25 protein-coding genes are annotated in these 25,567 nt (G+C 43.7%); 17 read left to right on the top strand and 8 right to left on the bottom strand.

Annotation, left to right across the window (positions count from 1 at the left end; genetic code table 11):
- Positions 1-86: 86 nt before the first annotated feature.
- From H571_RS14725 to dnaB, 14 genes are all read left to right on the top strand, one after another.
- Positions 87-1,511, top strand: coding sequence for an MBL fold metallo-hydrolase RNA specificity domain-containing protein (locus H571_RS14725; RefSeq protein WP_051168242.1), 1,425 nt, complete (start codon positions 87-89; stop codon positions 1,509-1,511).
- A 1-nt stretch (position 1,512) separates the two neighbouring features.
- Positions 1,513-2,358, top strand: coding sequence for a DNA/RNA non-specific endonuclease (locus H571_RS0108260; protein WP_036217951.1), 846 nt, complete (start codon positions 1,513-1,515; stop codon positions 2,356-2,358).
- Positions 2,358-4,091, top strand: coding sequence for an SLC13 family permease (locus tag H571_RS0108255; RefSeq protein WP_027848884.1), 1,734 nt, complete (start codon positions 2,358-2,360; stop codon positions 4,089-4,091). The genes H571_RS0108260 and H571_RS0108255 overlap by 1 nt, the downstream gene beginning before the upstream one ends.
- A 110-nt stretch (positions 4,092-4,201) precedes the next feature.
- Entirely contained in the window at positions 4,202-4,813 is a 612-nt protein-coding gene (locus tag H571_RS0108250) for a TetR/AcrR family transcriptional regulator (protein ID WP_027848883.1), read from the top strand.
- Positions 4,810-5,961, top strand: coding sequence for an efflux RND transporter periplasmic adaptor subunit (locus tag H571_RS0108245; RefSeq protein ID WP_027848882.1), 1,152 nt, complete (start codon positions 4,810-4,812; stop codon positions 5,959-5,961). Before H571_RS0108250 ends, H571_RS0108245 begins: the two co-directional genes overlap by 4 nt.
- Positions 5,958-7,157, top strand: coding sequence for an ABC transporter permease (locus tag H571_RS0108240; protein WP_027848881.1), 1,200 nt, complete (start codon positions 5,958-5,960; stop codon positions 7,155-7,157). The genes H571_RS0108245 and H571_RS0108240 overlap by 4 nt, the downstream gene beginning before the upstream one ends.
- A gap of 2 nt (positions 7,158-7,159) precedes the next feature.
- The gene (locus H571_RS0108235) at positions 7,160-7,870 is read left to right on the top strand and encodes an ABC transporter ATP-binding protein (RefSeq protein ID WP_027848880.1); all 711 of its coding nucleotides are present in this window, start codon (positions 7,160-7,162) and stop codon (positions 7,868-7,870) included.
- A 107-nt stretch (positions 7,871-7,977) separates the two neighbouring features.
- Positions 7,978-10,413, top strand: coding sequence for a ribonuclease R (rnr, locus tag H571_RS14720; protein ID WP_036217949.1), 2,436 nt, complete (start codon positions 7,978-7,980; stop codon positions 10,411-10,413).
- Positions 10,414-10,419: 6 nt separating this feature from the next.
- On the top strand, positions 10,420-11,193 hold the full coding sequence (gene rlmB, locus H571_RS0108225; RefSeq protein WP_211219782.1) for a 23S rRNA (guanosine(2251)-2'-O)-methyltransferase RlmB: 774 nt from the start codon (positions 10,420-10,422) through the stop codon (positions 11,191-11,193).
- A 158-nt stretch (positions 11,194-11,351) separates the two neighbouring features.
- Entirely contained in the window at positions 11,352-11,768 is a 417-nt protein-coding gene (gene rpsF / locus H571_RS0108220; RefSeq protein ID WP_027848878.1) for a 30S ribosomal protein S6, read from the top strand.
- A gap of 23 nt (positions 11,769-11,791) precedes the next feature.
- On the top strand, positions 11,792-12,019 hold the full coding sequence (gene rpsR, locus H571_RS0108215; RefSeq protein WP_027848877.1) for a 30S ribosomal protein S18: 228 nt from the start codon (positions 11,792-11,794) through the stop codon (positions 12,017-12,019).
- A gap of 54 nt (positions 12,020-12,073) precedes the next feature.
- Positions 12,074-12,943 carry a hypothetical protein gene (locus H571_RS0108210; protein WP_169445769.1) on the top strand — a complete coding sequence of 290 codons (870 nt, stop codon included), beginning with the start codon at positions 12,074-12,076 and terminating at the stop codon, positions 12,941-12,943.
- Positions 12,944-12,961: 18 nt separating this feature from the next.
- Entirely contained in the window at positions 12,962-13,411 is a 450-nt protein-coding gene (gene rplI / locus H571_RS0108205) for a 50S ribosomal protein L9 (protein ID WP_027848875.1), read from the top strand.
- 104 nt (positions 13,412-13,515) lie between these two features.
- A complete protein-coding gene (gene dnaB, locus H571_RS0108200) occupies positions 13,516-14,925 on the top strand; it encodes a replicative DNA helicase (RefSeq protein ID WP_027848874.1) in 1,410 nt (469 codons plus the stop codon).
- 3 nt (positions 14,926-14,928) lie between these two features.
- Here the strand turns inward: dnaB and H571_RS0108195 are convergent, their stop codons facing one another.
- Both H571_RS0108195 and H571_RS0108190 read right to left on the bottom strand, forming a co-directional pair.
- Positions 14,929-15,402, bottom strand: coding sequence for a hypothetical protein (locus H571_RS0108195; protein WP_027848873.1), 474 nt, complete (start codon positions 15,400-15,402; stop codon positions 14,929-14,931).
- A 39-nt stretch (positions 15,403-15,441) separates the two neighbouring features.
- Positions 15,442-15,774 (bottom strand): DUF3392 family protein, encoded by a 333-nt coding sequence (locus tag H571_RS0108190; RefSeq protein WP_036217947.1) that lies wholly within the window; start codon positions 15,772-15,774, stop codon positions 15,442-15,444.
- Positions 15,775-15,907: 133 nt separating this feature from the next.
- Here H571_RS0108190 and trpB point away from each other — a divergent pair, with 133 nt between their 5' ends.
- From trpB to H571_RS15550, 3 genes are all read left to right on the top strand, one after another.
- A complete protein-coding gene (gene trpB / locus H571_RS0108185) occupies positions 15,908-17,134 on the top strand; it encodes a tryptophan synthase subunit beta (protein ID WP_051168241.1) in 1,227 nt (408 codons plus the stop codon).
- 130 nt (positions 17,135-17,264) lie between these two features.
- A complete protein-coding gene (locus tag H571_RS0108180; protein ID WP_027848870.1) occupies positions 17,265-18,890 on the top strand; it encodes a methyl-accepting chemotaxis protein in 1,626 nt (541 codons plus the stop codon).
- A gap of 152 nt (positions 18,891-19,042) precedes the next feature.
- Complete coding sequence (locus H571_RS15550; RefSeq protein WP_051168240.1) at positions 19,043-19,825, top strand: response regulator; 783 nt, start codon at positions 19,043-19,045, stop codon at positions 19,823-19,825.
- On the opposite strand, the gene H571_RS0108170 is transcribed toward H571_RS15550, so the two are convergent.
- The 6 genes from H571_RS0108170 to H571_RS0108145 all read right to left on the bottom strand — a co-directional run bounded on the left by H571_RS0108170 (position 19,822) and on the right by H571_RS0108145 (position 25,497).
- Positions 19,822-20,595: a ferredoxin--NADP reductase gene (locus H571_RS0108170; protein WP_027848869.1), complete on the bottom strand. Its 774-nt coding sequence runs from the start codon at positions 20,593-20,595 to the stop codon at positions 19,822-19,824. The genes H571_RS15550 and H571_RS0108170 overlap by 4 nt on opposite strands.
- A gap of 139 nt (positions 20,596-20,734) precedes the next feature.
- The gene (gene cmoB / locus H571_RS14710; RefSeq protein ID WP_084482761.1) at positions 20,735-21,751 is read right to left on the bottom strand and encodes a tRNA 5-methoxyuridine(34)/uridine 5-oxyacetic acid(34) synthase CmoB; all 1,017 of its coding nucleotides are present in this window, start codon (positions 21,749-21,751) and stop codon (positions 20,735-20,737) included.
- A complete protein-coding gene (gene cmoA, locus H571_RS0108160) occupies positions 21,751-22,503 on the bottom strand; it encodes a carboxy-S-adenosyl-L-methionine synthase CmoA (RefSeq protein WP_027848868.1) in 753 nt (250 codons plus the stop codon). The genes cmoB and cmoA overlap by 1 nt, the downstream gene beginning before the upstream one ends.
- A complete protein-coding gene (locus tag H571_RS14705) occupies positions 22,500-23,567 on the bottom strand; it encodes a methyltransferase (RefSeq protein ID WP_051168239.1) in 1,068 nt (355 codons plus the stop codon). Before H571_RS14705 ends, cmoA begins: the two co-directional genes overlap by 4 nt.
- 71 nt (positions 23,568-23,638) lie before the next feature.
- Entirely contained in the window at positions 23,639-24,478 is an 840-nt protein-coding gene (locus tag H571_RS0108150) for a CheR family methyltransferase (protein ID WP_027848867.1), read from the bottom strand.
- An 80-nt stretch (positions 24,479-24,558) separates the two neighbouring features.
- The gene (locus H571_RS0108145; protein ID WP_027848866.1) at positions 24,559-25,497 is read right to left on the bottom strand and encodes a chemotaxis protein CheV; all 939 of its coding nucleotides are present in this window, start codon (positions 25,495-25,497) and stop codon (positions 24,559-24,561) included.
- Positions 25,498-25,567 lie beyond the last annotated feature (70 nt).

Raw genomic sequence — 25,567 nt, 5'->3', positions numbered from 1 at the left:
TAAAATGTTTTGGCTAATAATTTTAAAGCTAAATGTCTGTTAAACTCTAAAAAATACTACTTACACAAAAGAGCTAGGGAGCAAAAATGCACATAGAATTCTGGGGTGCAGCACAGGAAGTAACCGGTTCTTGTCATCTGGTTAAAGTGGGTCGTTTTACCCTTTTATTAGATTGCGGTTTAATGCAAGGGGGTGGGAAAGTAAAAGAGGACGAAGCCAACCGCCAAGACTTTCCTTTTGATCCTGCTAGTATAGATGCCGTGGTGCTGAGCCACTCCCACCTAGACCACTGTGGCCGTATTCCTCTGCTGATTAAACAGGGTTTTAAAGGCAAAATTTATACCCAGCGTGCCTGCCAAGAAATGTGTCGTGTTATGTTTATGGATGCTGCGCATATTGCAGAAAGGGATGCCTACACTTTAAATCGCAAACGTGAGCGTAAAGGTTTGCCAGCCATAGATGCACTTTTTAACAGCCAAGATGCAGAAAAAGCCCTTAAACATTTTCGTGGTATGGACTATGCCCAAGCATTAAAAATTGCCGAAGGTGTTACTGTTACGCTGTTTGATGCTGGGCATATTCTAGGATCATCCATTATTCAACTCACCCTAGAAGAAAAAGGTGAAACCCGTAAGGTGGTTTTTTCTGGTGATTTAGGTCATGCCGGTGCTCCTATTCTGCGTAACCCTGCTTGTGTAAAAGAAGCTGATGTGGTGCTGATGGAAAGTACCTATGGTGGTCGTTGTCACCGTAGTTGGGAAGCTAGTTTTATAGAAATGCGCGAAGTTTTAAACCAAGCACGCCATTCTAACGGCAATATACTTATACCTTCCTTTGCTGTAGGGCGTACTCAAGAGCTGCTTTACCTCTTTACTAAGTATTATAAAGAATGGGGCATGGGTGATTGGCAAATCTTCTTAGATAGCCCTATGGCAATAGAAGCTACCGAAGTTTATTCTCATCATAGCCACCTTTATGATGCTGAAAGCCGAGAAATTTGGGCTAAACAAAAAATTCAAGAAAAACTACCCAACCTAAAAATGACCCGCTCACCAGAGGAGTCAATAGCCATAAATAATATTAAAAGTGGCGCCATTATTATTGCCGGTAGCGGCATGTGTGAAGGTGGGCGTATTCGCCACCACCTAAAGAATCAAGTGTGGCGTAAGGGTGCGCATCTAGTTTTTGTTGGCTTCCAAGCACGTAATACCCTAGGAAGAAGAATTGTTGAAGGTGCTAAAACCATTAAGCTATGGGGTGAGGAAATTAATGTAGAAGCACAAGTGCATACCATTAATGGTTTTTCAGCTCATGCAGACCAACAAGGCTTAATTGACTGGTATCGCTGTTTTAATGCCTCGCCTAAACTTTTCTTGGTGCATGGTGAAAGTGAAGCGCAAGAAGCTTTAATTGAAGCGATAAAGCCTTGGACTAACGCCCAAGCACCAACGAGCGGACAGTATTTGAATTTGTTAGACCCAGCTTACGCGCTACAAGATCTAGCAGAATAAAATGAAGTTAAAGCGTATTTTTAAGCTGCCCAGTTGGTTGCTACTGCTCCTAGTGCTAGGGGGTGGCTTTACCTATTGGCAAGAAGTACAAGAAAGGGAAAACCATGCTTATGCAGGTTTGCCCCTAGCCCAAGATTGGAAAGATTGGCAGCGTTGGCATCGTGTACTTCGTAACCCAGGGTTTATGGTGGGTTATTCAGAAATTCGTATGAATCCACTTTGGGTTACCTACCGAATAGAGGCAGTAAAGCCAGGCGGTAGCGGTCAACGCCCTTCAAGCTTTTCTTATGATTGGCGTAGCCTTGTGCGTGTTAACCCTAATGACTATACCGGCAGTGGTTATGACCGAGGCCACCTTGCACCCAATTATGCGATTGCTAAGGTGCATGGTAGAGAAGCGCAACTAAAAACCTTTTTAATGACTAACATTAGCCCACAAAAACCTAAGCTTAATCGGCGTGTTTGGCAAAGAATTGAGCAGGCAGCAATGGACCATTTTGCAGTGTTGAAAAATGAAGTTTGGGTCATTACTGGGCCTGTTTTTGATGATGCTATTGAAAGGTTGCCGGGTAAGTTTATAGAAATACCTGATGCTTTTTATAAGATTTTTATTGCTCCGCCTGAAGGTGAGCGCCCACTTGAAGTATTAGCTTTTGTTGTTCCACAAAATGTTAGGGGTTCTGAGCCTTTAGCTAAATTTGTTACCAGTGTGCGTGAAGTAGAAAGTTTAACAGGGTTGGACTTTATGCACCGTTTACCGCAATCCCTGCAAGATGAACTAGAAACCACGCTTAACCCACAAGCTTGGCAGTTGGAAAAAGTTAACCAGGTTATGGGTAGGTTTTAATGGAAACATTTAATATTTGGCTAGTGGCCGGTGTACTGGTTGGCTTGGTTGGTACTTTAATTTTTACGCGTTTAAAGCCTTTGTATGCTTTTGCAGGGGCGCTATTAATTCTATATTTCAGTGGTTTGCTGCCTAAAGAGCAGCTGTTGCTCAACTTTGTAAACGAGTCTGTTATTAGCTTGTTATTGCTTTTGCTGACATCGCTTGCTTTAGAGAAAACACGTTTTGTTCAACAGATGGCTAACCTGTTGTTAAAGGGAAAAGAGCGTTTTGTACTTTTCAAAATGATGACCAGCGCTGGCTTGTTGTCTTCTGTTACCAACAATACAGCGGTAGTAGCCACCCTTATTGATCCTATTCAGCGCAACCCCAAAATACCACCTAGCCGTTTATTAATTCCCTTGTCTTACGCAACCATTCTCGGTGGTGTTTTAACATTAGTGGGTACTTCTACCAACCTTATAATTGATGGTTTGGCCAGAAAAGAAGGGCTGCCCGGTTTAGGTTTTTTTGATTTTACTCTGGTTGGTTTGCCTATATTTTTTATAGGGGTGCTACTTCTAACGCTCACCTATAAACTATTACCTAACAACGGTGTTCAAGCACCCAAAGCTGCTTCCAACTATTTTACTGAACTTAAAGTCTTAGCTGATTCTCCTTTAGTAAGACAAACCGTTGAAGAAGCCGGTTTAAAAGCTATAGATGGGTTGTACCTAGTAGAGTTAATAAGGGGAGATGAATTAATTATTCCCGTTAAGCCTTCGCAACGCTTAAGAGAAGGTGATCGGTTAGTTTTTTCTGGTGATGTTAATCAGGTGTACAAGCTTGAAGCCATGCCAGGATTAGAGCTAGACGATGATTTATCGAATCTTTTAGAGCGTAACCTAGTCGAAGTGGTGCTAAGCCCTACCTCAACACTCATTAACAAAGGTGTGAGACACAGTAGTTTTCATAGTCAGTTTGATGCCACAGTAGTAGCGGTTAAGCGAGGTAATCAACACCTTTCAGGCGGCTGGGAAGCTTTTACTTTAAGGTCGGGTGATGTGTTAATACTGGCGGTAGGGCCAGAGTTTCAAAATCGCCCCAACCTTGGGCGCAACTTTGTGGTGGTTATTGGTTTGCCAACAGTTAATCAGTATGAGGGCTATAAGGCCGTGTTGGTTGCTGGTGGTTTTTTTGTTGCCCTAATGGCGGCGGCAACGGGTGTATTAAACCTGCTAGATTCACTCCTTATTTTGTTAATGCTTTACTTGGCAACGGGTGTTTTAACCGCCACAGAAATTCGCCGTCGTGCTCCCTTTGAATTAATTTTAATTATTGGTTGTGCGCTGGGTATAGCTCAAGTCATGCTTAGTTCTGGTTTGGCGACCACCCTAGCTAATCAAATAGTGACTGTCTTTGCCTATTGGGGTGTTTGGGGTGCGTTGGTGGGTATTTATTTAATCACTTGGCTTACGACTGAGTTGATTACCAATAATGCTTCAGCAGCCTTGTCTTTTCCTATTAGTCTTGCCATAGCTCAACAGTTTGGGGTAGACCCTAAACCTTTGCTAATTACCACGGCTTTTGCAGCCAGTGCATCTTTCTTATCGCCCTATGGTTATCAAACCAACCTTATGGTTTATAGCCCAGGTAAATACCGTTACCTAGACTATGTTCGCGCAGGGTTACCCTTGTCCATTGTTTATGGAATAGCTGTTTGTGCCTTAGTGCCTTGGTTTTTTCCTTTTTAATAAGGGCTTTTTCCTCTCTAAATTATTTACCTAGGTAAAGAACTGCTTGCCTTAGTGTAGCTATTGAGTCAGCATAGTAAGTAATAGATTACTTACTATGAGGCCTGATAATGAGTAGTGAATTACCTAAGCACCTACCCGCAGAGGAACGGCGTGCGGCAACGGTGAAAGCAGTGATTGATCTAGCCGCAAAACAAAACCCTAGCGAAATAACTACGACAGCCATAGCTGAGCGCATGGGGTTAACTCAAGGTGCTCTTTTTCGCCACTTCCCTAAAAAAGCCGATATTTTACAAGCGGTTATGTCTTGGGTAACAGAAAAGCTGCTGGCGCGAGTTGATAAAGCCGCGGCAAGTGCTGAGACGCCTCTTGCAGCCTTAGAGGCGGTTTTTATGGCACACATTAACTTTGTAGCCAAGCACCCAGGTGTACCCAGAATGCTTTTTGGTGAGTTGCAGCAGTCAGGAGAAACCCTACCTAAAAAAATGGTACAAACCCTAATGAAGCACTATGGCGAACGGTTAACTCGCCTATTAGAAGCGGGTCAGGCTCAGGGGGAAATAAGGCAGGACTTAGACCTAACAGCAGCTTCAGCTTTATTTATAGGCACTATTCAAGGTTTGGTAATCCAGTCTTTGTTAGTTGGCAAGGTTGCCAAAATTCGTACTGATGCCGCCAGTGTTTTTGCTATTTACCTTCGTGGTGTACGGAGTCAAGCATGAAAATCTTCGGTTTACAGCGCCGTACCCTTGCCTTGTTTGCAGTTATTTTAGCTTTATTGCTGCTATTTATTTATGTGGCTTTGCGAGCTGGGCCTTTAGCGCCCATTGCAGTCACCACCACTCAGGTAGAGTTGCGTAGCCTAGCACCCTCTTTATTTGGAATTGGTACAGTCGAAGCAGGCTACACCTACAAAATTGGGCCAACTCATACCAGCCGCTTAAAACAAATTAATGTTCAAGTAGGTGATTTGGTTACTGCTGGCCAAGTTTTGGGTGAAATGGATAATGTCGATTTAGCAGATAAACTGGTAGCACAACAAGCAGCTACTCGCCGTGCCGAAGCCCTAGTTGAACAAGCAGAAGCCACTCAAAAGTTTGCTCAAGCACAGGTAGAACGCTATGAGTCTTTATTGGCCTCTAAAAATACCAGTGCCGAAAGTGTTGCACTAAAGCGGCAGGAGTTGGCTCTGGCCAAGGCAACGCTTAAAGCAGCAACAGCAGATATTGATCGCTTGGCAGCAGAATTCAGTGCTTTGCTTAATCAAAAAGAAAACTTACAGTTAAAAGCACCTGCAGCTGGTTTAGTGGTAGCAAGAAATTCAGAGCTGGGAAGCACGGTGGTTGCAGGTCAAGCCGTGGTTGAGTTGATTGATCCAGCTAGCTTATGGGTTCATGTGCGTTTTGATCAGGTGAATGCTAGGGGGTTGGCAGCTAATTTACCGGCAAGTATCACTTTAAGATCACAGCAAGGTGTTAGCTTGTTAGGCAAGGTTTTAAGAGTTGAGCCCTTAGCAGATGCTGTTACAGAAGAAGTGCTAGCCAAGGTGATTTTTAATGAAGCACTCCAACCCTTGCCTCCCTTGGGTGAGTTAGCAGAAGTAACAGTTCAGCTATTAAGCTTGCCTGTAACAGCAGTAATTCCCAATGCAGCCATTAGAGTAAATAAAGGCCAGCGTGGGGTATGGAAACTAACGCAAGACCAGCTAGTTTTTATACCCCTTCTTTTAGGTAGAGCAGACCTAGATGGCTATGTGCAGGTAAAAGAAGGCTTAAACCTTGGTGATGAAATAGTTTTATACAGTGAGAAGGCACTTACTGCTAAAAGTCGCCTACAGATTACAAAAAGCCTAGTAGGCAAAGAGCAATGATTAGCCTTGCTGGGCGTGACATTTTACATGCATGGGGTAAGTTTATTTTTACCGGCGTGGGTTTGGGTTTGCTAATAGGCGTTACCCTTATTATGGCAGGTGTTTATCGCGGTATGGTTGATGATGGCAAGGTGCTATTAGATAACTCGGGCGCAGACCTTTGGGTAGTGCAGCAGGCAACCCTAGGTCCTTACGCAGAACCATCCAGTGTGCCAGATGATATTTGGCGTAGTTTGCTTACCCAACCAGGGGTGGCTGAAGCGGCAAATATTACTTATTTAACCATGCAGATCGAAAGGGGTGAAGACGATGTTCGTGCCATGGTTGTAGGTATTGCTCCTGGTGGAGCAGGAACCTTGGGCTGGCCTCGTTATTTAGTGGCAGGTCGGCAAATTACCCGAGGTCATTATGAAGCAGTAGCCGATTTAGCCAGTGGTTTTCAGCTGGGTGATTACTTAACTATACGGCGTAATCAATACAAGGTAGTGGGGTTAACGCGGCGCATGGTTTCTGCCAGTGGTGACCCAATGATTTTTATTCCACTTAAAGGTGCTCAAGAGGCACAGTTTTTAAAAGATAAGGATGCCATCTTAATGCAGCGGCGGCGTACTGAAGCTAACCCAGCGCTTAATCGCCCTAACCTACCTGGCTTGCTAGAGGCAGTGCTTGCCTCGCAAACAACTAACCCTTCTGTTAATGCTGTTTTAGTAAGAATTAAACCCGAGTATTTGCCTCAAGCAGTTGCCGAACCTATTGAGCGTTGGCAGCGTTTTACGGTTTATGATCGTGAGCAGATGGAAGGCATTTTAATTGGCAAACTAATTGCTACTTCCGCAAGGCAAATTAGCATGTTTTTAGTGATACTTGCGATTGTTTGTGCTGCCATTGTTGCTTTCATTATTTACACCCTAACCATGGACAAAATACGTGAAATTGCCGTATTAAAGCTGATAGGTACACGTAACCGCACCCTAGTTTGGATGATTCTACAACAGGCTTTAGTACTGGGCGCTATAGGTTTTGTTGTAGGGAAAATTACCGCAACTTTTGCCGCACCTATTTTTCCTAAATACGTGTTGTTGTTACCTATAGATTCAATTATTGGCTTTGTTGCAATTCAACTGATTTGTACGCTAGCCAGTGTGGTTGCTATACGCATGGCTTTAAAAGTCGATCCGGCTGAGGTAATAGGCTAAAAATGAGCATACAAGGTATTCAAATTGAAAATTTAAGTAAGCGCTTTGGTGAGGGTGACACCGCAGTTTTTGCTTTAAAAGATGTCAATATGCAAGTAGCACCGGGAGAGGTGGTTGGGTTGATTGGACCTTCTGGTTCAGGCAAAAGCACGCTGCTTAAGTGCTTGGGAGCAGTTATTGACCCAACAGCAGGGCGCATGGTGTTAGACCAGCAGGTTATTTATGATGAGGGTTGGAAGGTAGGTGATTTAAGTGCTTTACGTAGAGATAAGATAGGTTTTGTATTCCAGTCACCCTATTTAATTCCTTTTTTAGATGCGACCGATAACGTTGCTTTGTTGCCTATGTTAGCCGGAGTGCCCAATGAGGAAGCACGTCGCCGCGCCTTAGAACTACTAACCGCTTTGGATGTACAACACCGAGCCAAGGCCATGCCATCACAGTTATCTGGTGGCGAACAGCAACGCATTGCCATTGCTCGTGGTTTGGTAAACCAGCCACCGGTTATTCTTGCTGATGAACCCACCGCACCTTTAGATTCAGTTCGTGCCCTGGCAGTTGTTCGTATTCTTAATGATATGGCTAAACGCTTTAATACCGCCGTAATCGTAGTGACCCACGATGAAAAAATAATACCTACGTTTAAACGTATTTATCATATTAGAGATGGCGTCACTCACGAGGAAGTCGGTGAAGGGCGCTTACCTACCTAAGGTTTAATGTGTGACTCTTATCAGGTTAATTAAGCAGTCGTCTGCCAACGTGTTAAACTCAAGTAATACACGTTAGTGCAACAACTAAAAGAGAAGGATTACCTCTGATGAAAGCCACCTGGCCGCTAGATAAAGATCCCTACGCCGATCGCGAAGCAAGCACCTATGAACACCCAGTGCCCAGCCGTGAATACATTCTTGATTGCTTAAAAGAAGTGGGTCGTCCTATGACTCACGAACAGTTGTGCAAGGCTTATGGCATGACTGACGAAACTTCAATTGAAGCATTGAGACGGCGATTAATAGCCATGGAGCGCTCTAGTCAGTTATTAATTAATCGTCGTCGTGCCTATGTACTAATTGACAAGTTAGATTTAATTAAAGGCCGAGTACAAGCTCACCGCGATGGTTACGGTTTCTTAATTCCTGAAGGGGGCGGTGATGACCTTTACCTGCATAACCGCCAGTTAGCCAAGGTTTGGGATGGCGATATTATTCTGGTGCGTGAAATGGGTACAGATCAACGTGGCCGACGTGAAGGCGCAGTGGTAGAAGTTCTAGAGCGAGGCGTAACTCAGCTTATTGGTCGTTTGAAATTCCAGCCAGGTGGTTTTGCCGTCGTTGTTCCAGAGAACACCTCCTTGCACCACGATGTGCTTATTCCACCTGATGAATTAGGTGGTGCGCGTGAAGGTGAAATAGTTCAAGTTGAAATAACCGAGCACCCAGGCCATCGCCGTATGGTGGTAGGTAAGATTACTGAAGTATTAGGTGATTTTATGGCTGCAGGTATGGAAATTGAAGTAGCACTGCGTAGCTATAACCTACCCTTTGAATGGAATGCAGCAGTAACAGCGCAGGCTAACCAGTTTGGTAAAGAAGTAGCCGAAGTCGACAAGCTTTTACGGGTTGATTTGCGTGAATTACCGCTAGTCACCATTGATGGTGAAGATGCTAAAGACTTTGATGATGCCGTTTACTGTGAAAAAACTAGCTCAGGCGGTTGGAAACTATGGGTTGCTATTGCTGATGTTTCTCACTATGTCGGTGTAGATTCACCCTTAGATCGCGAAGCCATGACACGCGCAACCTCCGTTTACTTCCCTGGCCGTACTATCCCCATGTTGCCAGAAGCACTTTCCAATGGTCTTTGTTCGCTAAATCCGAATGTTGATCGCCTGTGCATGGTTTGTGAAATGAACATTAGTAAAACGGGAACGTTAAGTCGTTACAAGTTTTACGAAGGGGTAATGAATTCAAAGGCACGATTAACCTATACCCAAGTGGGTGCATTACTTGATGCGCCTGAAAGCGCACTGGCGCAAACGATGCGTGGGCAATACCCACACCTAGTTAAGCCTTTGCAGCACCTGTATGAGGCTTATAAAGCGTTACGCCAAGCACGTGAAGTAAGAGGTGCAATCGATTTTGAAACCCGTGAAACACGCATAGTGTTTGGTGATGATAAAAAGATTGAAAAAATTGTCCCTGTAGTACGTAACGATGCACATAAAATTATTGAAGAGTGTATGTTGTGCGCTAACGTAGCTACAGCACGTTTTTTAGCCAAGCATAAATTAGCTGGGCTGTACCGAGTACATGAAAGCCCTAAAACAGAACGCTTAGAAACCCTGCGTGCTTTCTTAGCAGAATTAGGCATTGTGCTAGAGGGTGGCGATAAACCAACACCCAAAGACTACCAAGAAGTTTTTAGTAAAATTCGTAACCGCCCAGATTCTGAAGTAATACAAACCATGATGCTGCGCTCTATGCGTCAAGCGGTTTATACGCCAGTAAACGAAGGCCACTTCGGTTTGGCTTATGCCGCCTATGCGCACTTTACTTCACCCATTCGCCGTTACCCAGATTTACTAGTACACCGAGCCATTCGTGGCTTAATTCGTAGTGGTGCTGAAAGCACCAATGTACAAAGGGTTAATGAAGCACAGGTTGAGAAAGCAGAGAAATGGTCACCTTATACAGATCAACAAATGGTTGAGCTGGGTGAGCATTGTTCCATGGCTGAACGTCGAGCCGATGAAGCTGTACGTGATGTAACTGATTGGCTGAAGTGCGAGTTTATGCTGTCACGCGTGGGTGAGGTGTTTACAGGACGCATTAGCTCAGTGGTTGGATTTGGCTTATTTATTGAGCTGCATGATTATTTTGTTGAAGGTTTGGTGCATATCAGTTCGTTACCGGGTGACTACTACCGTTTCGAGCCAGAAAAGCAGCGCCTCGTAGGTGAACGAAGTGGTCGGAGTTATCGCTTGGGTGATGATGTCGAGATTATCGTTTCAAGGGTTAATTTAGAAGATCGCAAAATAGACTTTGATTTAACTGATGTTATAGATAACCCAGACAAACCTGCAAAAAAAGTACGTAAAAGAAAAGTGTCGAGTAAAGCGGCTGCGGCAGCAGTTAAAGATGACCCCAAGGTAAAATTAGGTAAGTCATCTAAAAAAGACAAAACAAAAAAGAAGAAAAAAAAGAGTGCTAGCCGTCCCGGTAAAAAAGAACGTGCAAAGAATAAGGTTAAGTAAATAACTGTGAATAAAAGACCCCGTAGACCCAAAATAGAAGCCACACAAAGCCTAGCAGCAGTTTTTGGTTTTCATGCTGTTGCTAGTTTAATTAAGCACCGTGCTAAGCACATCGCTTACCTTTGGGTACAGCAAGGGCGTGATGATGCACGTATGCAAAGCTTGCTAGAAGATGCGCAAGCCGCTGGTGTAAAAATTGAAGTGCAGCCACGTGAAACCTTAGATAAAGAAGCGGGTGGTGTGCATCAAGGTATTATTGCTTGGGTGCAGCCACGCCAAGCAGGCAGTGAATCCGATTTAGAGCGCCTATTAGTAGAAGTAACCAAGCCACCTTTATTGCTAGTGCTAGATGGCGTAACCGACCCACACAATTTAGGTGCTTGTATGCGTAGTGCTGAAGCAGCTGGCGCTAATGCGGTTATTGTTCCTAAAGATAAATCGGCAGGCTTAAATGCCACGGTTAGAAAAGTTGCCTGCGGTGCAACCGAAACCCTACCGCTTATTCAAGTAACTAACCTAGCTAGAACACTGCGTAGCCTTGCTGATTATGGGGTTTGGGTAATAGGTACCGCAGGTGAGGCCGAGCAGCTAATCTACCAAGCTAATTTAACACAAGGCGTGGCGTTAGTTATGGGTGCAGAAGGTAAAGGAATGCGGCGCTTAACACGCGAAGTTTGTGATGAATTAGTTAAACTGCCCATGGCAGGCGAGGTTTCTAGCCTAAATGTTTCGGTTGCATCGGGCGTGGTTTTGTACGAAGCAGTAAGGCAAAGGCTTTAAAACTTGCACTTAGGTAGCAGTAAGGGTTAGAATTCCGCGCTTGTTTGAGTGGTCGGAAATTCACTCGAATGGCAGTAGTTTACTACTGGGTTGTGTAGTTTCCTCCTTGCTTTTTGTTATTTATAAGCAAAAGGCTATTAATCCGTAAGGAGCATTTAATGCGTCATTATGAAGTAATTTTCATGGTTCACCCAGACCAAAGCGAGCAGGTTCCCGCTATGGTTGAGCGTTACACTACTCTGGTCACTGAAGCCCAGGGCACCGTACACCGTATGGAAGATTGGGGCCGTCGCCACCTAGCTTACCCAATCAACAAAATCACTAAAGCACACTATGTTTTAATGAATATTGAGTGCCCAGATTCTGTTGTTAACGAGCTAGAAGAAGTCTTCCGTTACAACGATGCCGTTATTCGTAACCTGATTATTCGCACTAATGAAGCGGTAACTGAACCTTCGCCAATGAAGGCTTCTGAATCCCGCGAAGATCGCCGTCGTGATGATCGTGACGACCGTCAAGATCGTAATGATGATCAAGATGACTCGTCTGATGACGATTCAGAAGACGCCGAATAAACTAATTAATCAGGAGAATCACCATGGCTCGTTTTTTCCGTCGCCGTAAGTTTTGTCGTTTTACTGCTGAAGGTATTCAGCAGATCGACTATAAAGACCTAGACCTTCTAAAAGGCTATGTGACTGAAACTGGTAAAATTGTACCTAGCCGTATTACAGGTACTAAAGCTAAATATCAGCGTCAGTTGTCTTCTGCTATTAAGCGTGCTCGCTTCCTAGCGCTACTACCTTACTCAGATAGCCACGAATAAGCATTTAGGCTTTTAATAAGGCCTACGACTATGCGTGCTTTAGCTGAGTTTGTCATGAAAAGCCCCAGCCGTGCCCTAGGTGCGGCTGTGGTTGCTGCTTTAATCCCTGTCCTCTCTGTTTTCAGCGGTGCTATCGTTGCATTAGTTTGGTTACGGATGGGACCTGCGCAAGGCATAAAAATTCTGCTAGCTGCTGCTCTGCCCGGTTTGTATTTCTGGGTAACAGCTTCTAGCCCAGATGTGCTTTTGGGTGTGGTCGGTGCTGCAGCGCTTGCACAAGTGTTGCGCACTAATCAGGGTTGGAGCCGTGTACTAATTGTAGGTGCTCTAGCTGCTTCGTTTATTGCACTCACTGTTCAGTGGTTAGACGATGCGTTGCAATTGCAAATTATCGACCTACTACTTGATCAAGGTGGCTTAGCAGAAAGCTATGAACTAACAGCTTTAGATCAACAGCAGTTAGCAGCCACACTCGGCTGGTTATTTAATGGCGTTATAACCTCTGTGCAATTGCTTATGTTAATTGCTAGTTTAATTATAGCGCGTTGGTGGCAGTCAGTACTTTATAACCCAGGTGGTTTTCAGGCTGAGTTCCACGCATTAAGATTACCGCTTTGGTCAGCTGCCTTTTTGCCCTTAGTCTTAGCCTTAGTTGTTAGCGGACAAACTTGGCTTATGCCAGCTATTCCAGTGTTATTAGTGCCCCACCTTATCGCAGGTATTGCACTGGTACATGGAGTATTTGCAATTAAAAAATACAACAGCTTTTGGTTGGGTCTGTTGTATGTGTTGTTGATTTTTACTCAGCCTTACATGAGCTTATTGCTCGTTCTTATTGCCCTGGCGGACAGTGTGGTAAATATACGTTACCGACTGGCTCCTCCACCGCCACCTCCTTCACAGGATGGTGATGGCGAGGCCTAACGTCTTGAGGATATTAAAATGCAAGTTATTCTATTAGAAAAAGTAAACAAACTGGGTGGACTAGGCGAAGAAGTAACCGTTAAAAATGGTTATGGCCGTAACTTTCTAGTTCCTCAAGGTAAAGCCGTTCCTGCCACAGCTGCAAACCGTGAAGTTTTCCAAGAGCGCCGTGCAGAGCTAGAAGCTGCTGCTGCTGAGCGTTTAGCTGCAGCCCAAGCAGTTGCAGCCAAGCTAGAAGGCGTAGAGCGTGTTACTATCGCTTCTAAAGCGGGCGACGAAGGCAAACTGTTTGGTTCTATTGGTGCGCGTGATTTAGCCGAAGCTGCTACCGCTGCTGGTGTAGAGCTAAGCAAGAGCGAAATTCGTTTACCAGAAGGCCCACTTCGTAACGTGGGTGAGTATGAAATTGCTGTTCACCTACATGCAGAAGTTGAAAGCGTATTACGTGTAGCTGTTGTTGCAGAATAAGCTTTTCTGAGTAAACTAACCGAGCCAGTTATTTGACTGGCCCCGGTTTAAGAAAAAAGGCACGGGTTAAACCCTGTGCCTTTTTTATTTGAGGTGAGTTAAGAATGGTAAATACCCGTTTTAGCGATGACAAAGAAGCTTCTGATATAAAGTTGCCCCCCCACTCACTTGAAGCTGAACAATCAGTTTTGGGTGGTTTAATGATAGACAATGCTTCGGTAGATGCAGTAGCAGAGCTATTAGTAGAAGCTGATTTTTATCGCGGCGAACACCGTTACATTTATACCGCCATGCACGAGCTGGTAAAACGTAACTCACCTTTCGACCCACTGATACTTTCTGCAGAATTAAAAGCACGAGATCAGCTAGAACAAGCCGGTGGCGATGCCTATTTAATTGAACTTGCCCGCAATACGCCTTCAACCAGTAATATTTTGGCCTATGCCCAAATTGTGCGTGAGCGCTCGGTGCGTCGTAAGCTTATTCAAGCAGCAAGAAGAATAGCTGACTCGGCGTACAGTCCCGAAGGACGCACTTCTGATGAGTTATTGAATGAAGCGGAAAGGGAAGTTTTTACTATCGCAGAAGAACGGCCAAAATTTGGTGGGCCACAATTAATTACCGATGTAGCAGCTAAATTATTAGCAAAACTAGAATCTTTAGACCTAAGCGAAAGTGGTATTACTGGCTTAACGACTGGCTTTAAAGATTTAGATGCAATGACCTCTGGCTTGCAACCATCAGACTTGGTTATTGTTGCTGGTCGTCCTTCTATGGGTAAAACCACCTTTGCTATGAATTTAGTCGAAAATGCTGTTTTAAATTCTGATAAAACAGCCGTAGTGTTTTCTATGGAAATGCCTGCAGAACAGCTATTAATGAGGGTGTTTTCTTCTTTGGGTCAAATAGATCAGTCTAAAGTTCGTACTGGAGATCTTGGTGAGCGGGACTGGGATAGAATTTCTTCTACTTTGGCCATTTTAAAAGAAAAGAAGCTTTATATTGATGACACGCCAGGCTTGTCGCCCAACGATTTACGTACCAGAACACGCCGTATTGCGCGGGATGAAGGGGGTATTTCTATTATTATGGTCGACTATTTGCAGTTAATGAGAGTGCCAGGTAATAGCGAGAATCGTACTGCAGAAATTTCCGAGATTTCGCGTTCTTTAAAAGCTTTAGCTAAAGAGTTTGATTGCCCAGTAGTGGCGCTGTCGCAGCTTAATCGTGGGCTAGAGCAGCGGACTAACAAACGGCCTATTATGTCAGATTTGCGTGAGTCGGGTGCTATTGAGCAGGATGCTGACGTTATAGCCTTTGTTTACCGTGACGAAGTTTATAACCCAGATAAAGAAGGCAATAAAGGCTTGGCAGAAATTATAATTGGTAAGCAGCGTAACGGCCCCATAGGTAGTGTTCACCTCTTGTTTACTGGTCGTTACACCCGCTTTGATGATCTAGCGCCCGATAGCCTTGCACAATATAGGGAAGCTGGCCTTATTTATGAAGAATAACCCTTAACAAATAAGGCAGCGCTTGCGGCGGCGGTCGTAGTGCTGCTCTATTATAGCAAAAGCGTCAGGCTCACTAAACACACCCATCCACTCATGGCGCAAATCAGCAGCGTAAATCACCTCAACCTCTGTGTCATTTTCGATGATGGGCTTTACACCATAACCACTCCAATGACTGCCTAGCTGACCAGTAAAGCGAGGTGGTTTAGTTTGTTCAGGTGCTTTTAACCAAGCGTGAAACAAGTCTGAATCTAAAGTCATCACAACGGTTGTTTTGGGGTCTTCCAAAAAACGCAGCTGTTGAACAGCAAGACTACCAGGGTCTGCAAATGCACCTAGATGCAAAGCTTGATCTTCTTGTTCAGCATATAAGTACCAACCATTTGCTAGAGCAACCTTCCAAAAATTCCACTCGGTATCGGTTTTGCTCGGAAGCAGCTCAGGTAAATTGGTAGCTTGTTGCTGTAAAGTGTTCATTAGACTTCTCACTTATAAATATAAGAATATACTTATATTCTACACTTGTTTTTTGTTTTCAGCTATCCAGCCTACCAGCAAGAAAGCTGCAAGAACTAAAAGTCCAAGCCACTTGGTACTAACTAAGGAAAACCAACCCGCAAAAACAGGCGTGAGTAAAACGGTTAGTAACCCGTAACCAAAGGCACACATAATAACAAAACCCAGTATTCTTATAATGCGTGGGTAGGGTCTTAAAAAACGCTTAACAAAACTGTTGATTTGGTCACCATAGATAACTAGCAGGGTTGCAACCAGAGCCAGAGTAATGTTGTTCATCTGACTATGTGCCCAGTTACCTGAGCGGATTAAAATTTCGTTAATAATATCCATAAATTAAGTTTCACCAAAAAAAGATTAGTAGCAGCAAAAAATGTTACACCTAGATGCTTGGAGGAGTGACACGCACGAGTTAGAGTAGTAGTGTATTTTTTTCATTTTAATCAAGTTCAAGGCAATAGCAAAGATGACACCAACAACTAAAAAAACACAAAAATTACCCAGTGCTCACATGCTTCCTGATGCAGAAGGTTATTTCGGTCCTTATGGTGGTCAAGTGCTTCCACCTCATCTGAAAGCTATTATGGATGATATAGCAACGGCTTACCTTAAAGTTCGTGAAACAGCAGCCTATCAGAATGAGTTAAAAGAGCTATATCAACATTATGTTGGTCGTCCTAGCCCTATTTATTATGCCAGTAGACTCACAGAGGCTTGTGGTGGTGCTAAATTTTACTTTAAGCGTGAAGACTTAAACCACACAGGCGCTCATAAAATTAACCATGCGCTAGGAGAAGCTTTATTAGCCAAGCACATGGGTAAGACCAAAGTAATTGCAGAAACAGGTGCTGGACAGCACGGCGTTGCTATGGCTACTGCTTGTGCGCTGGTTGGCTTGCCCTGCGAGATTCACATGGGTGCAGTCGATATTGTTAAAGAACACCCTAATGTCACTAAAATGAAAATTTTAGGTGCTAAGCTAATTGCTGTTGAATCAGGCACTAAAACCCTAAAAGATGCTGTTGATAGTGCGTTTGAAGAATATGTTAAAGACCCTGAAAACTTCTTTTATGCTATAGGTTCTGTTGTTGGGCCGCATCCTTTCCCCATGATGGTAAGAGACTTTCAATCCATTGTTGGTAAAGAAGCAAGAGAACAGTTTCCTGCAATGACTGGCAAGCTACCCGACTATGTTGTTGCTTGTGTGGGTGGTGGCTCTAACGCTATGGGTATTTTCTCAGGATTCATGGATGATGAAAGCGTTAAACTAGTGGGTGTTGAACCCTGTGGACGCGGTTTGGGTAAAGGCGATCATGCCGCAACCCTAACCTATGGTAAGCCTGGCACTATGCATGGCTTCCATTCTTATATGTTGCAAGATGCTGCTGGTGAACCTGACCCAGTTTATTCTATTGCTTCTGGCTTAGACTATCCTTCGGTTGGCCCCCACCATAGCTATTTAAAAGACCTAGGCCGTGCTGAATACCATGGAATTGATGATACAGCCTGCCTAGATGCCTTTATGCAGCTGTCGCGCTTAGAAGGTATTATTCCTGCATTGGAATCGGCACATGCCATAGCTTGGGCTATGCGCGAAGCTAAAAATCTTGGCTCAGAAGTGAATATTTTAATTAACCTTTCTGGTCGTGGCGACAAGGACGCTGACTTTGTGGCAGAGAAGTTAGGGTTATAAGTAAACTTAGGTCAAGTTTGGTTACCGAGGCAAGCAAACTTGGCCTAGATCAAGGATTCTCTACCCATCATGACGGACTATGCAACCTTTATGTCTTATCTGGCGTAAGCCGAGATTGCTGGAGAGCCGAATGAATAAGTGGTTTGCTGATACGTCGATTCAAACCAAGGTGAATGCGGTATTACTGGCAGTGTTGTTGGTGGTGATGGTTGCTTCTATGTTATTTACCATACGTAGTGAGCGTGCCATGGTTGAAGATGCCATGTTGCAAAATGTTAAAGATGCAACTGACAGCTACCTAGACACTCTGAACATTATGATGCTAACGGGTACCTTGGCACAGTTTAGAGAAATTCATCGTGAAAAAGTGCTTAGCCAACCAGGTATTACCGAAGCAAAGGTTTTACGCTCGCAACCGGTTATAGACTTATTTGGTGCAGGTTCAAATTTAGATCAAGCGGCAGATGAACTAGACCAACGCGCTTTAAAAGGTGAGCTAATAGAAGTTATTAGAAACACCCCTGAAGGGCGGGTATTAACGGTGCTTCGTCCTGTTATTAGCGAAACCAACTACCGAGGCACAGACTGTACAACCTGTCATGTGGGTACAGAAGGGGAGCAGTTAGGTGCTATACGTCTAAGTTACTCGTTAGCAGCACTAGACAAACAAATTAATATGAATCTCTTAAAGTTGGGTGGTGTACAAGCCCTACTCTTTATTGGTGGTTTATTACTTATTTCCTTTGTTTTATACCGAATTATTTTACGTCCCTTAGGCTACTTAAGAAAAGCCATCCAACGTGCAGAAAGTGAATCTGATTTAACTATTCGTGTGCATACAGTACGCTCATCTGATGAAATTGGTGTTTTATCTAAAGCTTTCAATAAAATGCTAGAACGCTTTTCTGACAGCCTAAGCCAGGTTGCTTCTACAACCCGTAGCTTAAAATCTTCAGCAACCACCATTGCCACTGTTGCAGATGAAACAGTTAAAGCCGTTAATACTCAATATGCAGAAACTGAACAAATGGCAAGTTCTATGGAGCAAATGCAAGCCAGTGCGCAGGTTACGCGTGAACATGCACAGCGTACTTCGCAAGCATCGGTTGAAGCCGACAAAGAAGCTAACTCTAGCCGTGACCTAACCTCAGAAAGCATTTGCAGTATTCATGATTTAACCAAGCATCTAGATAAAGCCTCCAATGTTATTCAAGCCTTAGATCAATACAGTGATGATGTAGGCCAAGTGCTTGAAATAATAACCGCCATCGCTGAACAAACTAACCTCTTAGCACTTAACGCAGCAATAGAAGCTGCAAGAGCCGGTGAAAGTGGACGAGGGTTTGCTGTAGTTGCAGATGAAGTCCGTTCTTTAGCTAACCGTACCCATGATGCAACTCAAGAAGTCAGACGAACTATTGACCGTTTACAGGAAGAAGCCAAGGGCGCTGTAACCATGATGGAAACAGCACGCGAAGGCTCTAAAAAGAGTGTTGCTGATGTTGAGCGTGTAGGAGAGTCTTTAAGCCATATTGCCGATGCAGTAACCAATATTAGCCAACTGAATAGCCAGATGGCTAATGCTGCTGAAGAGCAGCAAGAGGTTGCCGGTCGCGTTAATGCTCAGGTAATTCATATAGGTGGTATTGCACAACAAACCTCTATTAATGCAACTAAATCTTCCGAAGTAAGTGATGATTTAGTTAAGTTAGCTGACCATTTAGAAAAGCTAGTTGATAGTTTTAAATTAAATTAAACGCCTTGTTATTATTTAGGCTACTCAGCTTCTGAAAACACTTAGAAGCTGAGTAACCTAGCAGGCTTTTTAATCTGTATTGGTGGTATGATGCACACAATTTACACTTTATAATCAACTAACAATTTTGCTCTTCGACTTGGATAAAGGTAATGCTAGAAAAAGATGTAGTTCTGGTTGTTGATGATTCCACAACGGCGCGATCGGCAATTATTAATGTGCTACGTGATCATCTTTACTGTAAAGATATTGTTGAGGCATCTGATGGGCAGGAAGCACTACGCCGTTTAAAACAACGCCCTGATATAGATTGGATTTTTTGTGATTGGGAAATGCCTGTGATGGCAGGTGACGAGCTACTTAAAGAAATTAGAAGCAACCCAGATACTGCCCACCTACCTTTTATTATGATTACTTCTAAAGGTGATCGTGATTCCTTAGTAACCGCAGTACAGCTAGGGGTAACCTCATTTATAGTTAAGCCCTTTACTGCTAAAAAACTAGTTGAAAAAGTTTTTTTGGCTCAGGGTCGTATGGAGCGCCGTAATGCCGAACTGACTCGAGTCGCTAGAGATCAAAAAGTAGTTATTAAGCTTGCTTCAGGCGCAGAGGTTAACGCAGACCTAGTTGATATTTCTTTGTCTGGTTTATTGATGATGGTGGAGCACGAGGCAATGCGAACAAGCACGGTATTTGATTCGTTTCAGGCTAAAATAGGGCATCCTCACGGCAAGGGTTCTGCTGTTTTACCTTGCCAAATAATTCGTCTAGAAGCTGATCCTATGCATCCCTCAAGAACGGATAATATACGGTTAGCTGCAAGATTTCAGCCAATGGAAGAAGACCCACGCAAACACCTAGTTAGCTATATTGAAGCCGCTGCTCGTCAGGCAAAGGCTTCAAAAAACCAAGATGAAGTAATAGAAAAACTTTAGCTAACAAAAGCCCGTTCAATTACATAATCTGCCGCTTCACCCATGCGTGGCGATACTTTAAAGCCACGCTCATCTAACATTTTGCTAATATCCTTTAGCATTTCAGGACTGCCGCAAATCATTGCCCTGTCAGTAGCTGGGTTTAACTCGGGCAAACCTAAATCTTTAGCCAACTGCCCACTAGCAGCCAATTCAGTAATACGACCTTGGTGAACAAATTCTTCACGCGTTACTGCTGGATAATAAATTAATTGATTTTTAATCTGCTCGCTAAGGTATTCATGCTGAGGTAGCTCTTGAGTAATAAACTCACTGTAGGCTAAGTCTTTTTCCCAGCGTACACCATGAAGAAGTATAACCTTCTCAAAGCGTTCATAAGTTTCTGGGTCTTGAATTACACTTAAAAAAGGTGCTAAGCCAGTGCCAGTGCTAAACAAATAAAGGTTTTTAGCAGGTAATAAGTCATCAAGCACTAGCGTACCAGTTGGCTTCTTGCTGACGATTAACTTGTCGCCTTCTTTTAAGTGCTGCAAGCGTGAAGTTAGCGGGCCGTCTTGAACTTTAATACTGAAAAATTCGAGCTGATCATCGTAATTAGGGCTAGCAATACTATAGGCTCGCATTAAAGGGCGACCATCCACTTCTAGTCCGATCATTACAAACTGACCATTTTTAAAACGTAGACCAGCATCACGGGTAGTCGTAAAGCTAAACAGGTGCTCTGTCCAATGGTGTACGCTCGTTACTTCTTCAGCATAAAACTTGCTCATGTTAGCCCTCGCAACCCTCTATTACCTAGTAAAATGATTGGTTATTCTAACCCAAATGATAGTGATTGCTAAATAGTTTGTTTTTATAACCTTATGGGTATTAGTGTTTAGAAGCTTATTCGCTAAAAGAATATGAGATTTATTTTTCAGCGATTAAAATAGCACGTAAGGGTGCAGGGTAGCCTTCACGGGTTAGCTGAGGGTTTTGTGGGTCTAAAAAGTCAGCCAAGGATTGAAAAGTCATCCACTCGGTTGCGCGTTGCTCCTTAGTGCTGGTTAGGTTTAAATCTACGCAGCGTATATTTTTAAAGCCACAGCGCCTTAACCAAAGTTCTAATTGAGCAACGGAAGGTAAAAACCACACATTGCTCATGGCGGCATAGCGATCTTCGGGCATTAAGCAGTTGGTTTCATCACCTTCAATCACCAGGGTTTCTAAAACCAGTTCACCACCGGAGCGCAAGCAGTCTTTTAGCTCGTACAAATGATCTATCGGTGAACGGCGATGATAAAGCACACCCATAGAAAGCACCGTATCAAATGCTTCTATTTTCTCTGGTACGGCTTCTATACCCAAGGGTAGGTGAAAAACAGCAGGGCGCTCTTTATTGCCCATTAGTTTGCGTACTGCTTCAAACTGGGCGAAATAACGGGGTGAGGGATCTATACAAAGGGTGAATTCTGCGCCTGCACCTGCTAAACGCCAAGCATGGTAGCCAGAACCACCACCGACATCTAATACCTTGCGGCCACGTAAATCACTTAAATGGGGTGCAAGTCGATCCCACTTGAAGTCTGAACGCCACTCGGTATTTATATAGGTGCCCTGTAGCTGGTAAGGCCCTTTCCGCCAAGGTTTTAAATCTTGCAATAAACCTGTAATCATTCGCTGTTGGCTAGTGCTGAGGGTTGCGTTTTCGCTTAAACGGGCTTTTTCAGCCGTTACTGCTGCACTAGTTAAGCTAATTTCAGCACTGAATACCTCTGGTAGTTTTTCTATGCGCTTCCACCAACCAACAAATTCAGGAAAGCGTTTAACGTCTAATGCTTCAGCTAACTGTTTTGGTAATTTAGCTAGCCAAGTATGCAGGCCGGGTCGCTCGCCTCCTAATAAGGCTAGTTGTTGGTAGATTTCAGAAAAATCAGGGCCTTGCATTAGCTATCCCCTTTAATAGCAAGAAAAGAAGCAAAGTTAAGGTATTGAAACCACTGGCTAACAAAGCTAAATCCCGTTTCTTTTAAGCGTTGTTCATGTTGTTCGGGTGTATCGGTAAGCAGAACATCTTCTAAAGCAGTACGCTTTTGACTGATTTCCATATCTGAGTAACCATTAGCACGTTTAAAATCGTGATGCAGCTCATAAAGTAACTGCGCTTGGCGAGGGTCTTCAAAATGAATTTTTTCACTAATAATTAAAGCGCCGCCTGGGCGAAGTGCTTGAAAAAGCTTAGTTAGTAACACTTGGCGATCGGCAGGTGGTAAAAACTGTAACGTAAAATTTAATAAGATTAAGTCACAGGGCTGATAATCAAAGCTGCGCACATCACTACAAAGTGTTGTGACTGAACGCTGCGGCAGATTTTTAGCAAGTAGTTTGGCACAGCGCTCTGTCATAGCGGGTGAAGTATCTAGCGTAATAAAATCAACCGTTTCTAAATGCTCTAATTGTTGTGCCACGCTTAAAGTGGTTGCACCTAAAGAAGCCCCTAAATCATAAATACGCCCACCCTCAGGTACATAACGCTTAGCTATAACGCCTGTCATTCCTAAAATTTGTGAATAACCAGGAATAGAACGTTTAATCATATCTGGAAAGACATTGGCTACCTGTTCATCAAAAGAAAAGCTGGCTAGCTCATCTAAGGGAGTAGCAAAAATAGCATCACGTGGAATATTAGACCTGCTCACCCTTTACCTCCTATTGCCTTGTAAACACGGAATTTACCGTTTTCAGCGGCAATTATAAAGTTACCAAAGGCTTGTTGCAGTAAGTCTGGGTAGGGTAAAAAACGGTTAGCGACAATCCACAATTCGCCACCTTTGCGTAGGTAGTTAGGTGCTTGGCTAATTAAGCGGCTTGCTAGCTCGTAGTCAGTAGCTTTACCCGTATGAAAAGGGGGATTGCTAATAATTAAGTCGTAGCCCTCAGGTGGGGCGCATTCATCCAAACCTGTAAAAATATCTGCTGCAACCACTTTACCTTTAAGTTGGTTTGCTTGCAGAGTTGCACGCGTTGCATTCAAAGCAAAGCCACTTACATCAGCAGCAGTAAGCTGTAATTTAGGGTGCTGCTTAAGTAGCCAAGCACCTAATAAACCGCAACCACAGCCTAGGTCTAATGCCTTGCCTGCTGAAATAGTTAGCTGCTTGGTAAGCGTTGCAATTAACAGGGCTGAGCCTTCATCAACCCGACCATGACTGAATACCCCAGGCTGGCTAACCAGTGTTAACTCACCTAGTCCAAACCCTTGTTGATCTAGGGTGTTTTCGGCAATCAATGCTTTAGCTGGCTGCAAAGAATCAAGGGTATAAAGTGCACAACGCCTAGCCGAATCAGTTTTATTCACCAGTACACCAGCGCCTTGCAGCTGCTTAGCCAGTGCTTTAACTCCACCGTTAGTTTCACCGGCAAGTAAAACCTGTTCATGCGGTATTTTAGCTAGCTGCCCTAACCACCAATAACCCTCTTCTTTAGCTTTAGGCCAAAAAACTAAACTGCGTCCAGCTAGGTTGTTGGGTGCTTGTTCGGCAGTAAAGAAGCTCTGAATACCGGCAGCTTGAGCAAGTTGCAAGCTGCGCCAATCGTTTGTCCATACTCGAAGGGGGTGCTGGGTGTTAGCAAAGGCAGCGGCTAGCTGTTGCCAATTAAGGCCTGCGGGCGCAGCAACCAAGTTTAAAGGTTGATCTAGCCAAGCATCTAGCTGGCGAAATAAAAATTGATTTAAAGCAGAAGAAGCTGAAAGATTAGACATGGTTTAGGTAACTGTTCTATATGAAATAGAAAAGGCGCTCCTAAGAGCGCCTAGTAAACTAGCTTAGTGAATTACTTGGCTCGGTAAATAATGCCTGGTCTGCACTGCACCATCTCATAAAGTTCAGGCATGTTAGATAAGGCTTCAGAAGCACCCAAAAACAAGTAACCACCAGGTTTTAATGTAGCGTGAATACGTTTAAGTATGTCTTTTTTAAGCTCCGCAGAAAAGTAAATTAATACGTTGCGGCAAAAGACAATATCAAACTGACCTAGCATGGTGTAGCTATGCAAGAGGTTCATCATACGAAATTCAGTACGGCGCTGTATGTTGGGGTTTACCTTCCAGCGCCCTTCACCGGTTTGGGTAAAGTGCTTGGTTAAACGCTCTTTAGATAAGCCACGACCAATTGCCAGCATTTCATAGGTACCTGACTTGGCTGTGGCTAAGGCAGAAGCTGAAATGTCTGTACCAATAATTTTTTCGCCGCCTCGCAACAAAGAAGGGTTCTTTTTACGGAACTCTTCTATCACCATAGAAATAGAGTAGGCTTCTTGCCCTGTTGAGCTAGCAGAAGACCAAATTTTTAACTGCTGCGCACCCAACTTAGGCGCTATTTCAGGCAAAACCTTGTTTTCTAGAATATTAAACGGGTGAACATCACGAAACCATAAGGTTTCGTTAGTTGTCATCGCATCAACAACGGCTTCCTTTAAGCCAGAGCGTGGATTGCGCTGCATCTCACGCATTAAGTCAGTTAAACTCTCTAACTTTTGCTGAGCCATAATCTTGCTCAAACGACTAGTGACTAGGTACTGTTTATTGTCACCCAGCAAAATACCACAGGCATCCTGTAGAAAATTACGGAAAGCCTCAAACTCTTGGGGGCCCAACGTCTTGCTAATTGACATCCATCACCACCATCTACCAGGTAATATTATAAAGAGCTTTATATGATAATAACTTAACTGGACTAAAGCTATAGACTAGATCACCTTTTGGCTGTTGCAGCTTTTTTAATTTCACCAATAACGACTCTAGCAAGTTCATCTGCATCATATTTAGCTAAGAAAAAGTTTGCGCCTACCTTTTTAACCATTGCCTCATTAAAAATGCCACTTAATGACGAATGTAAGAGTACAGTTAAATTACTAAGGCGCGGGTCTTGTTTAATGCGGTTGGTTAAAGTGTAACCATCCATTTCAGGCATTTCGATATCTGAAATAATCATTAAAAACTCATCGCTGATATTCTTACCTTCATCAGCAAGGTTATTTAAATAATCGAGTGCCTCTTTACCATTCGTTAGGCTGGTGAATTGAACACCCGTTTCTGTCAGGTTGCGCTCTACCTGGTTACGTGCAACGCTTGAGTCATCTACCAGTAAAATGTGGTAGTTACCTGCAATTGCTTTTATTTCATCGGTTAATAGGTTGCTAGAAACCCCCTGAGCTAAAGGATCAACACTAGCAATAATTTTTTCAACATCAATGATTTCGATCAGTTGATTGTCCATCTGGGTAACAGCCGTTAAAAAGCTGTTTTTACCACTACCCTTAGGGGGTGGGTGAACCTCTTCCCAATCTATGTTTACTATACGGTCTACCTCACGCACTAAAAAGCCTTGTGTGCGTCGGTTATATTCCGTCACTATGACAAAGTTTTCACGCGGGTTTTCCATGGGGGGTTGGCGAATAGCCATGCCTAAGTCTAGGATGGAGATGGCCCCTTCACGTACATGCGCAACACCTCGAACTTCTGCTGTATGATGTGGCAAGCTAGTAAGGCGTGGGCAGGGAATGATTTCCTTCACTTTAAAAACATTAATACCGTAGAGCTGCCTTCCCCTTAAACGGAAAAGCAAAAGTTCCATACGGTTGCCGCCAGCAATTTTGTTGCGTGCGGCTAACTTGCCTGCAGAGTTTGTCATAAAATATTCTTCTTGTTGCACCGGTCGAAATATTTACTTTAATGCCTGAGTATAAACTGCTAAGCAAAAG

Source organism: Marinospirillum minutulum DSM 6287 (assembly GCF_000422325.1).
Classification (GTDB): domain Bacteria; phylum Pseudomonadota; class Gammaproteobacteria; order Pseudomonadales; family Halomonadaceae; genus Marinospirillum; species Marinospirillum minutulum.
The sequence above is the reverse complement of the archived record's forward strand: the minus strand, read 5'-3'. Positions and strand labels throughout refer to the sequence as shown.

Coding starts and splice junctions, on each gene's coding strand:
- H571_RS14725 (WP_051168242.1), top strand. CDS start 87: ATGCACATAGAATTCTGGGGTGCAGCACAGGAAGTAACCGGTTCTTGT.
- H571_RS0108260 (WP_036217951.1), top strand. CDS start 1,513: ATGAAGTTAAAGCGTATTTTTAAGCTGCCCAGTTGGTTGCTACTGCTC.
- H571_RS0108255 (WP_027848884.1), top strand. CDS start 2,358: ATGGAAACATTTAATATTTGGCTAGTGGCCGGTGTACTGGTTGGCTTG.
- H571_RS0108250 (WP_027848883.1), top strand. CDS start 4,202: ATGAGTAGTGAATTACCTAAGCACCTACCCGCAGAGGAACGGCGTGCG.
- H571_RS0108245 (WP_027848882.1), top strand. CDS start 4,810: ATGAAAATCTTCGGTTTACAGCGCCGTACCCTTGCCTTGTTTGCAGTT.
- H571_RS0108240 (WP_027848881.1), top strand. CDS start 5,958: ATGATTAGCCTTGCTGGGCGTGACATTTTACATGCATGGGGTAAGTTT.
- H571_RS0108235 (WP_027848880.1), top strand. CDS start 7,160: ATGAGCATACAAGGTATTCAAATTGAAAATTTAAGTAAGCGCTTTGGT.
- rnr (WP_036217949.1), top strand. CDS start 7,978: ATGAAAGCCACCTGGCCGCTAGATAAAGATCCCTACGCCGATCGCGAA.
- rpsF (WP_027848878.1), top strand. CDS start 11,352: ATGCGTCATTATGAAGTAATTTTCATGGTTCACCCAGACCAAAGCGAG.
- rpsR (WP_027848877.1), top strand. CDS start 11,792: ATGGCTCGTTTTTTCCGTCGCCGTAAGTTTTGTCGTTTTACTGCTGAA.
- H571_RS0108210 (WP_169445769.1), top strand. CDS start 12,074: ATGAAAAGCCCCAGCCGTGCCCTAGGTGCGGCTGTGGTTGCTGCTTTA.
- rplI (WP_027848875.1), top strand. CDS start 12,962: ATGCAAGTTATTCTATTAGAAAAAGTAAACAAACTGGGTGGACTAGGC.
- dnaB (WP_027848874.1), top strand. CDS start 13,516: ATGGTAAATACCCGTTTTAGCGATGACAAAGAAGCTTCTGATATAAAG.
- H571_RS0108195 (WP_027848873.1), bottom strand. CDS start 15,402: ATGAACACTTTACAGCAACAAGCTACCAATTTACCTGAGCTGCTTCCG.
- H571_RS0108190 (WP_036217947.1), bottom strand. CDS start 15,774: ATGGATATTATTAACGAAATTTTAATCCGCTCAGGTAACTGGGCACAT.
- trpB (WP_051168241.1), top strand. CDS start 15,908: ATGACACCAACAACTAAAAAAACACAAAAATTACCCAGTGCTCACATG.
- H571_RS0108180 (WP_027848870.1), top strand. CDS start 17,265: ATGAATAAGTGGTTTGCTGATACGTCGATTCAAACCAAGGTGAATGCG.
- H571_RS15550 (WP_051168240.1), top strand. CDS start 19,043: ATGCTAGAAAAAGATGTAGTTCTGGTTGTTGATGATTCCACAACGGCG.
- H571_RS0108170 (WP_027848869.1), bottom strand. CDS start 20,595: ATGAGCAAGTTTTATGCTGAAGAAGTAACGAGCGTACACCATTGGACA.
- cmoB (WP_084482761.1), bottom strand. CDS start 21,751: ATGCAAGGCCCTGATTTTTCTGAAATCTACCAACAACTAGCCTTATTA.
- H571_RS14705 (WP_051168239.1), bottom strand. CDS start 23,567: ATGTCTAATCTTTCAGCTTCTTCTGCTTTAAATCAATTTTTATTTCGC.
- H571_RS0108150 (WP_027848867.1), bottom strand. CDS start 24,478: ATGTCAATTAGCAAGACGTTGGGCCCCCAAGAGTTTGAGGCTTTCCGT.
- H571_RS0108145 (WP_027848866.1), bottom strand. CDS start 25,497: ATGACAAACTCTGCAGGCAAGTTAGCCGCACGCAACAAAATTGCTGGC.